This is a genomic window from Sulfurirhabdus autotrophica (assembly GCF_004346685.1).
GTDB classification, from domain to species: domain Bacteria; phylum Pseudomonadota; class Gammaproteobacteria; order Burkholderiales; family SMCO01; genus Sulfurirhabdus; species Sulfurirhabdus autotrophica.
Window position 1 is genome coordinate 169,877 of sequence record NZ_SMCO01000002.1, and the last position, 12,215, is coordinate 182,091.

Sequence of the window (12,215 nt, forward strand, 5' to 3'; positions counted from 1 at the left end):
TATTCAACATGACCCACAAACCATCGAAAACTGCCTGAACATTTTTCGATTTACATTTTTTACCGGGATATTTCATAAATTGAAGAACTCGTCGCCAATTTATGAAATATCCAACTTGATACATTTGAAAACTTAAAAAAATAGCGTTACCGATATCTATTAACTGATAAGTTGCCGTACTTTCTCGCACTTGCAAGTTGCACGGTAAAAAACCTGCTCCCACTCAAATGAATGGGAGCAGTCAAGCTCACTTCCTTATACCAGGCGTTTAATTACTTAGCGCCTCTTAAAGGCTGAATTTCCGGATTAGCAAATGCAGGCACTGGCAATGGCTTCAACAAGTTAATACGATGTCCCTGTGGATTTGCTGTCATATTAGGCAGCGTTTTCAGGTAACGCACTACAATTTCGGTCACATCCAGCGGATTACCCAACTCATCTACGAGTGGAGTAACTGATGCGCCAGTTCCTCCACACGCACCACAGTTATTGATCGTGTTAGGATCCTGAGCAAACCAGTAACCAGCTACTGAATATGGCTTAACCGAAGTATCAGCCGGATCTATTGCCACGCCATTTATCTTGATATTTGAACCACGACTTCCATATGGCTGATAAACATCCAGATCATAAGACACCCCGCTATAACCAAACATCCAGCCACCGGTCCACAGCTGTGGATTGGTATCAAACGAACCACGAGCAGAGTTCTCAACCTGATCTTTCAGGTTCTTCCCATAAGCTGGGTACACCTTAGCTATCCGTGCCCCTACAGGCATAAAATGGTAAAGGTCCTGCATGGTGATCGGTCCTGGTTTAACATGCGTGCCATAACGGAAGCCGCGAATGGTCGCAAAATCTGATCCAGCAGCCCATCGCATAGCATCAGCAATCAAATCATGGGACGTACCTTCAATCACACCAGGTCCTTCAACTGTATTGTTATCAGTGAAGTTGGAACGGTGTAAATTGACAGCTGTATAACCTACAACAGAATCACAGGAACGGAGCATGGTAGCCGTATTACCCCCAATCGTTACCGTTTGCCCTGGAACAAATGTTTTTCCGTAAAAAGGAGCCGTCACTTTAGCAATCTTTGCAGCAACCAACAGATTTGGCGTAATAGCATCAGTAATAATATGCGGAGTCCAAGTCCATGACACTTTTCCATCACCTGGTGTTAGGTGCCCCTTACTGACCTTCACTTGAATTTCACCCAACATGGTACCGTCCTGACCTTCTTCCACCAGTACAGTGCCCGTTTTCACAACAATCGGCTTAATGGTTCGCTCATGCATGTCGGCATTTAATACAAAATCCACGCCTGGAATGGTTTCTGTCAAGGTAATGGTTTTGGCCAATTCCAACTCAGAGATCATCACAATCAAGTCGACTTTTTCTACATTACGCAATTGGTTAATGTAGTAAGGAAGCTCTGCACTGCCGTCTGTGAATATAAATCCTTTTGTCACAATCGGGCCAATAGCACGAATACCGCGTTGTGTAGTCATCCCTAGAACACCAATTTTCACGCCATTAACGGTTGTTACTTTGTAGGGTGGCAAAACACGCTGACCCGATTTGGTTGGATAAGGTGTAGTGGGGTCTAACAGTGCTGCTGCTCCAATTGCCGGGCGATCTGCACCTGCCACGTCAGGGCAAAGTGTTGTAACAGTTGTACAAGTGTAGTAAAGGTTGGCTGCAAGTGCGTTCCACTGAGCCAGAGGGGGAACAGTTGATGTCCCTACAAAAGTTTCAAGGAAACGTTCAGTACCATACAGATAATCCCAGTTCCCTGGTGCATCAAAATCTGGCTTCAACATACTGACCACATCAATCATTGCCTGACCACGTGTAAACATTGCTTCAGCCGAACCTTGAAGTGTGTCTCCCGTATTGAAATAAACAGTCTGGTTCGGATTAGCAGCGCGAATATCATTAATGACTGTCGCCATCCTGGCCAAACCTCCTTCCATACGGCCTGTTGTATCACTGCGCACATTAGGCCTTGGAATCAGGTGACCATGGATGTCACCAGAGTGAATTAAAGTAACCGTGCCGCTGCCAGCATATACGGAAGCTGATATCAGCATACCCGTCAGCATCGTTAATTTCCCTGCAAATGAAGCGATCTTCATGTAATACCCCGATTAAATTTATAAAATGCCAGTTGATTGATCAATTAAACGATGCCAAAAAATTCACAGTTAAAACACATGAACTTTCTAGTCCACCCATACTAAATTGATGACTCATTTGTACTAGCAAGTAATATGCCATTCGCGCATGACATTTATGTAATATTTAAATCCCAATAAAATCATTGAAATAGTATTTTCCTATCAAATTGAAAAATCCATTACAGCTTGATTTCGGGCATGGATTGGATGAACAATCTACCCGAATTTCCTTTTTATGCCCGACATTGCAAGTAATCCATACGTAACTTCGACCCCGATAAAAATCCTTTTTTTATTCAAGGCATAACTTCCTCTTGATGCCTGATTAACCAATCCTTTATTCTGTATTAATTAATAAAAAATACTCAATAGGCACCGAATTCATCGCCACATCTATTAAATCTGTTGCCCTCAAAATAACGGGCTTAAATACCCGTTATTGATATTTTGCGCCCGCTTTTAATAAATACTTTAAATTCAATATACTGCATTCATTTTACATATCATATCGAAGCATTTATGTTGAAATTCAGCATAAATACCATTTGTCATTAAACAAATAATTACCATCGATTTATTATGCAATATGCTATTTATACGAAATTAATTATGCAGTTATAAGAAAACCTCATCAGAACACATAAAAATGGCACATTATTTGCTTGTATTTTTCTCCTAGAATCAATAACTTTTATCTTTGTTGAATGCTTTCTGTATGCAACATGGCAAATATTAAGGAATCAGCATGAATCAATTGAATTTTCCACGTATCGCTTTATGTTTTTTCCTATTCACAAATATATCTGCCATCCATTTATCCGCCAATGCACAGGAATTCATTCAATACGGCAGTCCTAACACATACAACAACACTACTGCACGCGCAGCCTTCCCTCAATCATGGAGTCAATATGGAAATGGTCAGCAGCATAATCCGGTATACACTGTTCCAGGTAACGCCCCTTCGTTCCTGACCACAGGTATCTCCACGATTTCCCCCCTTACGGGAGATGAATTCCGACGAATTGATTTAGCTCAGAATTATTTTCCTCAGGATGGCCGTATGGCATGGGGCTCGTCTGCATCTCAATGGGTAGGCAATGTCGCTGGTTCGTCTGTCGCACAAGGCATTGTTTTCACCACGACAAGCAGACGTGAAATTTATGCTACTGATGCCCAAAGCGGATTAGCCATTTGGAGGAAAGAACTTGTTTCCGTTGCCGGCATGGGGCAGCCACTGGTACAAACAATTGGAGGCAAGCTACGCGTAATTGTTACGACCGGAGATGCTGATTTCAACGCTCAAAACAGCGTTCGCGCCATTGGTGGATTACAACATGATCGCGGAGCGGAGTTCTCTGCAGTGTATTGTCTGGATGCATTAACCGGTACGCAGATATGGCGCTTTGATACGCAAGGTTCTTCACGCCCTACGCCACTGTATCGCAATGGCTACCTTTATGTAGTGAGTGGAGATGGACATTTATACGTATTGGATGCAACCAATGGTTCGCTGATATCGACTTTTACTAACCCGGGTGAGGGCCAGGTAGGGCTATCCAGTCCAAACTGGTTTTTGACTGCTCAAGGTCATGTCCTCATTTACTATGGAACCCTTAGTCCACGTAATATTGTCGCTGTAGATGTCACTTCTCCTGCAGCTCCTGTTCTTGCCTGGACTTACGCACCCCCTGGAGCAGCATCAAATGCTCCTGGCGATGTATCTGTAGCAGTCGATCAAAGTTCTGCCTTGCTTGTAACCAGTGTATTCACCAACGTAGGTACAACTTCATCCCCAATTTACGATGAACAAATCATTGCACTTGATGCAAATACGGGCCAGGCAATATGGAATGTGTACAGCGGCCAGGGGCCTACTCTGGATGGGTTCAAATCCGCCAATCCAATGATAAACAACGGAGTTGTTTATCTGGGTAACCCTTTAAATGCAACTGTACAGGCTTACGATTTGCGTACCGGAAGTTTTCGCTGGTCAACCGCTATTCCATCCAATGATCCTGCGATACGCAACGCACCACGCGCAGCACCAGTACTGGTGAATGGAAAATTGATAATACCAGTCGCACAACATATTTATACTTTTGATGCCATGTCCGGTGCATTGCTTAACGACTACTATTCACCACAATCCTACATTGCCTTCGGATTAAATCAGCCGGTAGTGGTTGGCAACGTCATGTATATTTCCTCTACATCAGGGTACGTATACACCTTTCCTGTTAGCTACATCACCACGCAAGCAGGCCCGGGACCTGTCACTGTCCCGGCACTACCTTTAAAAACAGCCGAATATTATGACTCTACCGCAAAGCCGAGCAGTTCCCAGAAAACCGGCTTTCCTGCACAGTGGTTATCCTATGCTGGCGGACAAAATCACAATAGTTATCTGTCTACAGGACCTGCCATCAGCAAAAAATGGGCATCATCCATGCTTTCAGCAATTTCACTAAGCTCAACACCGCTTGATGATGCCATTTTCGGGACTGAGATTGCTACACAGATGACCCACTTATCTTTTGGCGCAGGTACTGGTGTAGCTGCAGCCAACGGCATAGCCTATGCCACAGGCAACAATCGGACTGTTAACGCCTATAACGCCACAACAGGCAAGCTGATCTGGCGATTCCGAACCAACAATCACAATTTTGGTCAGCCTGTCGTCACACCCAATGCCGTGCTAGTCATGGGTGGCAATATAGCAACGAGTTTATCGAACAACATCAGCTTTTCCAAACAATCAGCCCAAACCCGCTTAGGAACGGGATTCATGTATATACACGCACTTGATCCGCTTAATGGAAACGAGAAGTGGACTTTTTATGCCGGGCAGGGCGCCATGTCATCAACTCCGCTCTACTCTAATGGCGTACTGTACTGGGTAGATGGCCAAAGCAAGGTATGGGCTATCAATGCGGACACCGGCACCCCTGTTGCGCCATTCATGGATTCGAATGGCAATCCGCTGCTAACACTAGGCGGTGGGTTCAATGCTGTTTCTTCTGCTAACGTATATCAGGATCCGAGCGGTAAAAAGCTGATGGTTGTAGGGATGAGCATGCCTAATCAAATGGTAGCAGTAGATCTTGGCACGGCCACCATTGCCTGGACACAACCACTAACGGGTTTAGCAACACATTTCACTGGATTATCGTCCGCTTCGCCTGCCATAGATCAAGCCAATGGCCTTGTGATCAGCACCGCCATGGCAAATGTAGATTCTACGACGAATACAGCCCAAGTATTAACATTTGGATTGAATGCCTCAACAGGAACGATAGTATGGACACAACTTCTTGATGCCGGCCCAATTCCAGCCGGATTTGTGGCACCTACTCCGATGGTTGCAAATAACCGCGTTTATCTGACCAACCCGACCGCAAATCAAATCACTGCACTAGATGCCACTACCGGGTCAACTTTATGGAAGACAGCTGTTACCGCAACAGGAGGCAAGTATTCCTGGGCACCCGGAACACTTGTAGGTAGTACTAAACTGATCATGCCAATGGGGGGGAACTTATATACGCTTAACCCTGACTCCGGTGCCTTACTCAAAACTTACGTCATAGGCGGCGCACACACTTATAACCATGTATTAGTCATAGGCAATAGCGTATACCTTGGAAATGCCTATGGCTGGGTATTGGGTATTCCACTGGCGGATGTAGCGGGTTAAGTGAATCATCACTATATAGTCACTCATGCCAATGCTTCGATTAGGCTAAAAAATATAAAGGTAGTGGCCAATCATTGTAGCTATCAGGGCGGCAATCTCTGCCAGAGAATTCTAACTGCAGTAATTCTGAGCATTTCCTAATAAAGTTAATCCTTAAAAATTAACTTTATTGCTCTCCCACCCTGCTGATCATAATAAGCATTTCCCACATTTTAATTAGCAACGCAACAACCACTGCGTGATTGAAATTCGAATATTTCAGTACTTGAGCCTTCGCTTAAATTTCCTAAATCTAAAAAAAATTTAATATTTTTCATTGCTAGAAGTTTTCCCAACCATCTCAAACCCGGTCAAACAAGGTTTTTATCAAAAAAAACTAACGTCCCCCGTTATGTTAAAAAATTCTACTATAGTTATTTGCATGATGATGTATGTGGTTATCCATAAGACTAGCGATATGATTATCACGTAGTGAAGCCAGAAGCTAACACACTAAAACTATAATAGTTTCAGAAAGTTACTTAAAAATAAAATTTGTTATCTCTATGTTTTATCGACGAAACTTCAAGCAGTGAAAGCGAGATGTTTTATATAAAAATTATTGCAAAAGCATTAATAAAATGTATAAAAACAATTAGATACAGTTTTATTTAGCTATCTAACTCGAAAAAATTACATCCGGGGATTAGTATATGGCGAAAAAAATTCTTATTGTCGAATGTGAGGAAACGTTGCGGATTAATATCAACCATTATCTGGCTGCTCAGGGCTTCGATACTGAATGTCGAACTGGAAATGAGAACATCGTATCCTTACTGGAGCACCAGACATTCGACGTACTCATCGACTGCATGTGTGCTGGAAATGAAGATGGGCTGGATCTTCTACGGCACGTTCGCAAAGTATCGCCCTCGACTGCGGTGATAGTCACGACCGACAAAGGATCCATGGATTCAGCTATCAAAGCTTTTCGCACTGGTGCCTGCGACTACCTGATAAAACCCTTCCAGCTGGAAGAGCTGAAACAAAAGATTGAAAACATCTGTCACTTGAGCATGATTTCTGGCCAAAACATCGCCCTCCGTTCAGAAATCCGAAAGCGCCACGACTCATCCAATATCATCGGCAAGAGTCGAGCGATGATCGATTTAATGAAGAAAGTGGAGAAAATCGCGCAGTGCCATAGCAACGTGTTGATTACCGGCGAAACCGGAACTGGAAAAGAATTGGTGGCACGCGCCATTCACGATTTATCGCCTAATCATGACTCGGTATTTATACCTTTAAACGTTGCTGCCATCCCTGAGAACCTAGTGGAAAGCCATTTTTTCGGGCATGTGCGTGGGGCCTTCAGCGGAGCAGACCGTGCACGAGAAGGCATATTTCGTGCCGCCTCGGGAGGAACGCTATTCCTGGACGAAATCGGCGAAATGGCACTTGCCATTCAGCCAAAATTGTTGCGCGCTCTGGAAGAAAAGGAAATCCTGCCCCTCGGCAGTGACGTCCCGCTGAAAGTCAATGCCCGAGTAATTACGGCAACCCACCGTAACCTTGAACGGATGGTCGAGGCAAATACCTTTCGACAAGATTTACTGTTCCGGCTAAACGTAGTCAATATCCACATACCTCCCCTCCGCGAAAGGCGAGAAGATATCCCGTTGCTGGCGAGGCACTTCATTAGCCGCCATTGCCGTGAACTCGGGAAACCAGTGTTTGATATCGACCATGTTGCTATGCAGAACTTGGTGGATCATGACTGGAGCAAAGGAAACATAAGGGAGCTTTCCAATGCCATCGAGCGTGCAGTCATCATGTGCGAGTCCGGCACCCTCAATCTCGATGATTTGCTTACCAATGTTAAAGGCAACAAGACTCCTCCAGCAAATTTACAATCCGCAGCAGAAAAATTTGAAGCTGGCTACATCCAGTCTGTTCTGGAAAGCGTTAACGGTAGACGGGAGTTGGCTGCAAAAAAACTTGGCATTTCACTGGCAACATTGTATCGCTGCATAAAGAAGCATAGACAAATTGATCCTGAATGTTGCACAAGTTGCTCTAAAGTATCAACCAGTACAGATTTATCAGGTGGTGCAGGCTTCCAACAAACTGGCTTTTCACCCCCAGGATAAGGATGGTATAGGATTGAGCAACGAATCGGGAGGGCAAGTGCCCCAGTCAATATAGTGTCGCCATTGAGCCACCGTATCTGATTATATCAATATTATTCTATAAAATATGAGCGGAAAATGGATTTTAGCCGCATAACGCTCAGCATTTCGACAGTAACTTTGTATCTCCTCAAGAAGCAACTCAAACAGGCTTAAGTGAAAAATTCATAAGACCGAAATTCTCACAACTGCGAATATCCGAGAAAAAACTCTCAGAATTGATACACAAATCATTGGATTTTGTGCATGCGCAACCATTTGTTCTGAGAGGATTTTATAATTAATAAAACTTAATTCCTTTTGTTACATTCGGTTACGAAATCCTACGCCATTTCTACTCATGGCAGGCATCAATATTGCTGTAGCTAATAAGTATGCATAGCTGACTCATGCTCCCAGCAACCATGGAAAAGCATATTCACCTATTCAGTTAAATCGTTTCACTACACTAAACTTCAATTGGAGCACCCCAAAATGAAAAAGCAATATAGAAACACGTTCCTTAAGCTGGGACTGACTGCAACGCTAGCTAGCTCCATGGGTATGGCACTAGCAGCGCCAACATATACGATCAGCAACGTACTCGTCCCACCCGACGAGTATTCTGGCGAAGCAGACCTCACGCCGGCGCCGGTTTACAAACCGCACGAGACTGGTGCTGCGGCGACGCCCACGTACTGGATCTCAAGCAACGAGCGCGGTAATGAGGCAGTAGCCCCCGGACAGACACAACAGTTCGACAAAATGGCTGGCATCTCGATCTTCGAATACGGGACCAACAAGGTGCTGTCGACGCTCAACATCGAGAAAGCCTGTATTCCGGTGGTCTTGCCCGACGGCACGCTGATGAAGACATTTGGCGGCTGCGCGCCTCTAGGAGCCGAAGGCCACCCGCGCCATCCACACGGCATTTCCATCGACGATGCCCAGAAGGTCGCCTATCAGGTGATCGAGCATTCCGGTTTGCAATGGAATGCGACCCGTACCGCCTTTAAGAAAGCGACCACGACCGATGCCGAATCGGGCCTGCTCGTGGCCTATGACATCAGCGATCTGACCAATCCGAAGATCCTCAAAAGCTACGTGCTCGGCCATGCTGCCGAGGAAGACGTGGTAAATCCGATCAACCATAAGATCTACGCGGGCAATCACGAACCCTCTCCGACCAACGTCGGGTGCTTCGTGTCCGTGATCGACCGCAGCCTGGCACGTCCCTACAAGTTCATTGATCTGCCCGGCACCGACTGCGTGCAAGGCGTCGGCGTCGATGCGGCGTTGAACACGGTGAATGGCACCACGCACTTCGGCCAGAAGATGTACACCTTCAACAGCACCAACGACACCGTCGCCTATTCGGTCGATATCCGCGGGCCGTTTAATGCGTTCGTCGCGAGCTTGCCTCAGTCCGAGCAGTTCACGATCCCGGCCGGCTATATCGTCCACCTGCACGACCTGGCCACCGATGGGGTGAATCATCGGGCGTATAACGCAATTCACACCATCGCCACGGCCGAAGAGGTAACCGCAGAGGATGCGGAGGTGGCAGGAGCCCCCGAGGCGGATGAAATCACTGGCCGTTGGGTAGCGGAGGTCAACACCGATCCGTCATCACCCGACTTCAAGAAGGTCACCATCATTGATCTGTCCAACGGCCAGTCGGTGCCTGCGGTCCGGAATCACCATGACGCGATCGCCACGCTTCACGGCAGTAATGCTTTCCAAAACCTCTTCATCCACGCGCACTTTCTAGACGTCGATCCAGCGCGCGCCGCGTTGCTCGTGAGTGGAGAGCATACCGGCAATCTAGCGGTCGTCAACACCAACACGATGACACTGCAGAACGTGCACTCGATCACGCGACTGATCCCGAACTGCACGCCAACGGATCTCGAACCCCATGTGCATGGTGTCGACATCCAACTGACGACCGGCACAGCCTATGTCAGCGACGAAGGTGAGCACTGCACCTACGAGTCAGTAACGATCCTGCAACCCTAATTAGTCCACAGCGCTACTAACCGACCGGGCCTTGTGTCCGGCCAAAAGGAGACAGACATGAAACAGACGCTCAAAAACCAAACCAAACATTCCAGCATCGCGCTCACGGCGGTGGCCGTCTTTTCGGTGATCGGGATCGGAACCGCGCAGGCCGCGCCGACCTTTACCAGTGCGAATATAGTCCTCGACCGCTTCGGCAACCTCGAATGCACGTTCAGGGAGACGGGACTCACCCCCGGTGGGCAGGTCAGATACGACTGCGCATCGACATCCGTAGGTGTGAACACACAATGCTTCCTGAAAAACAAGCCCGTGGGAAACAGCAAGCTGCTTGTTTTCCATAACATAAGTGCTGCAGAACTAGTAAATATCGACGTCAGCAGAAGCGGGCAGGTCAGAGCCGGGATCATTACGCAAATACCCGAATCACCAAATAACGCACTCGTCTGCACAGTACCCGCGGAGGTAGCCGTTACCTCCATAAGGTGGTGCGACAACTCGCTTGTGGATCTTACCAACACTATCACTGCCGCTAATGTGAGTGAATTGTTCACTAATCTTGTAACCAATGGCAGCGGCAGCGTGCCTTCGTGCGCCGTATTGGCGACAATGCCAGGTTTACCACCGGGCGAATAAGCCAGGCGGGATGGGCACGCGCGTGTCGTGCCCAGGCGAAACCAGATAGTTAATCCATCAACCTGATACATCGCTCAACGCCTCGGGGTTGGGCAATTTCAAGGAGTATAAACATGAAATATACATTCAAAAAACATGCCAAGCTGTCCGGCATCGCGCTTGCGGCAATGGCCGCTTTATCGATGCTCGAGACCGGAGCCGCGCAAGCCGCAAATTTTGCCATCGCCGGTATCACCGTCAACAGCGTAGGTTTCCTCGATGCTGCCTTCAAGGAGACAGGACTAGGCGCCGGTGCATCGATTAACTACACCAGCGGAGCGACGGACGTCGGTTGGTTGACTCAATGCTTCGTCAGAAGTAAGCCCGTAGCCAACATTGCACCCAGGCTACATGTCGCCCACGCCGCTGACGGACTGACTACCGACCGAACCCTCCTTGCTAGCAACCGGGGGACGATCAGCTCTTCCATCCTGACCGCCTACCCCACCGCAGCAGAAAACGAGGGTGTTCCACCACTCTGCCCGGAAGTGGAAGGGGTGACGATGACCGAAGAGATTACCGCCATAAGGTGGTGCAATGCCACGCTGACGGATACGACTACCCCTCTTCAGGGCGCTACGATGCCTGAATTGTTTCTGCAGATCACAAGAAATGGCACAGGCACCGTGCCTGGCTGCGGCGCATTACCGGGAATGCCAACTAACTATTAAACCGAGCCAGTTGTGCACGCGCTCTTCGTGCCCCAGCGAATGGGTAATCGTTAATCCATCACATCAGGCCGGACATTGTTGCCGACCTTAAGGAGAAAGACATGAAACAGACAATCAAAAATCAAGTCAAGCGGGTCAGCATCGCGCTCGCAGTAATGGCCGCCTTTACGGCATTCGGGACCGGCACCACGCAAGCCGCCGCAACCTTTACCAGGGCTGACATCACTCTCGACATTGCCGGCAACCTCGCATGTGGCTTTAGGGAGACGGGACTCGGCACCTACTCGCAGATCACCTACGACTGCGGAGCTCAGGCCCTCGGTGTAGTGTCAGGCTGCTACGTTAAAAACAAGTTTGTGGGCCCCACCTCGACGGCTGTTTTCCATAATGTGACAGCAGAAGAATCAGTAGCACTCCTCGCCAAGAATAATGGGACGATCAACACCACAATCACAGTGGCAGCACCCGAATCACATGGAGGAGGAGCCATCTGCACCGAGCCAGCTGAGTCACGCATTGTCGCTGTGAGGTGGTGCAATGCCTCCCTGGTGGATATGACCAACGGCATCGTAGGCGCTACGTCGAGCGAACTGTTCGCGCAGCTCGCAAGAACTGGCACCTCGGTAGTCGCTGTGCCAACGTGCGCCGAATTGCAAGCAGCCCCCCCTACCCCGTAACGGGTAAAGGGCACACACTTATCGTGCCCACGCAAAACAGGTTAATCTATCAACCTAAATGCAACCGCACAATCTCTCAGGGTTGGGCGGTTTTTTATGGGTTACGTTTTGCTCTATCAGTAGATAGACCATTCCGTAATTGTTTACCA

General features: G+C 47.6%; 7 protein-coding genes. 6 read left to right on the top strand and 1 reads right to left on the bottom strand.

Going from position 1 to position 12,215, the window contains the following annotated elements:
* Nucleotides 1-272 precede the first annotated feature (272 nt).
* Nucleotides 273-2,138, bottom strand: coding sequence for a bifunctional metallophosphatase/5'-nucleotidase (locus EDC63_RS05010; RefSeq protein ID WP_124947059.1), 1,866 nt, complete (start codon nucleotides 2,136-2,138; stop codon nucleotides 273-275).
* Between the two features lie 787 nt (nucleotides 2,139-2,925).
* Here EDC63_RS05010 and EDC63_RS05015 point away from each other — a divergent pair.
* From EDC63_RS05015 to EDC63_RS05040, 6 genes are all read left to right on the top strand, one after another.
* Nucleotides 2,926-5,877, top strand: a complete 2,952-nt coding sequence (locus EDC63_RS05015; protein WP_124947058.1) for an outer membrane protein assembly factor BamB family protein — start codon at nucleotides 2,926-2,928, stop codon at nucleotides 5,875-5,877.
* 692 nt (nucleotides 5,878-6,569) lie between these two features.
* Complete coding sequence (locus tag EDC63_RS05020) at nucleotides 6,570-8,006, top strand: sigma-54-dependent transcriptional regulator (protein WP_124947057.1); 1,437 nt, start codon at nucleotides 6,570-6,572, stop codon at nucleotides 8,004-8,006.
* Between the two features lie 513 nt (nucleotides 8,007-8,519).
* Nucleotides 8,520-10,043, top strand: a complete 1,524-nt coding sequence (locus EDC63_RS05025) for a hypothetical protein (RefSeq protein ID WP_124947056.1) — start codon at nucleotides 8,520-8,522, stop codon at nucleotides 10,041-10,043.
* Nucleotides 10,044-10,100: 57 nt separating this feature from the next.
* Nucleotides 10,101-10,679 (top strand): hypothetical protein, encoded by a 579-nt coding sequence (locus tag EDC63_RS05030; RefSeq protein WP_124947055.1) that lies wholly within the window; start codon nucleotides 10,101-10,103, stop codon nucleotides 10,677-10,679.
* A gap of 113 nt (nucleotides 10,680-10,792) precedes the next feature.
* Nucleotides 10,793-11,389: a hypothetical protein gene (locus EDC63_RS05035; RefSeq protein WP_124947054.1), complete on the top strand. Its 597-nt coding sequence runs from the start codon at nucleotides 10,793-10,795 to the stop codon at nucleotides 11,387-11,389.
* A gap of 101 nt (nucleotides 11,390-11,490) precedes the next feature.
* On the top strand, nucleotides 11,491-12,066 hold the full coding sequence (locus EDC63_RS05040; RefSeq protein ID WP_124947053.1) for a hypothetical protein: 576 nt from the start codon (nucleotides 11,491-11,493) through the stop codon (nucleotides 12,064-12,066).
* The last annotated feature ends 149 nt before the right edge of the window (nucleotides 12,067-12,215 follow it).

What these genes read in the sequence shown, in the direction of transcription:
- EDC63_RS05010 (WP_124947059.1), bottom strand. Translation starts at nt 2,138, where the DNA reads ATGAAGATCGCTTCATTTGCAGGGAAATTAACGATGCTGACGGGTATG.
- EDC63_RS05015 (WP_124947058.1), top strand. Translation starts at nt 2,926, where the DNA reads ATGAATCAATTGAATTTTCCACGTATCGCTTTATGTTTTTTCCTATTC.
- EDC63_RS05020 (WP_124947057.1), top strand. Translation starts at nt 6,570, where the DNA reads ATGGCGAAAAAAATTCTTATTGTCGAATGTGAGGAAACGTTGCGGATT.
- EDC63_RS05025 (WP_124947056.1), top strand. Translation starts at nt 8,520, where the DNA reads ATGAAAAAGCAATATAGAAACACGTTCCTTAAGCTGGGACTGACTGCA.
- EDC63_RS05030 (WP_124947055.1), top strand. Translation starts at nt 10,101, where the DNA reads ATGAAACAGACGCTCAAAAACCAAACCAAACATTCCAGCATCGCGCTC.
- EDC63_RS05035 (WP_124947054.1), top strand. Translation starts at nt 10,793, where the DNA reads ATGAAATATACATTCAAAAAACATGCCAAGCTGTCCGGCATCGCGCTT.
- EDC63_RS05040 (WP_124947053.1), top strand. Translation starts at nt 11,491, where the DNA reads ATGAAACAGACAATCAAAAATCAAGTCAAGCGGGTCAGCATCGCGCTC.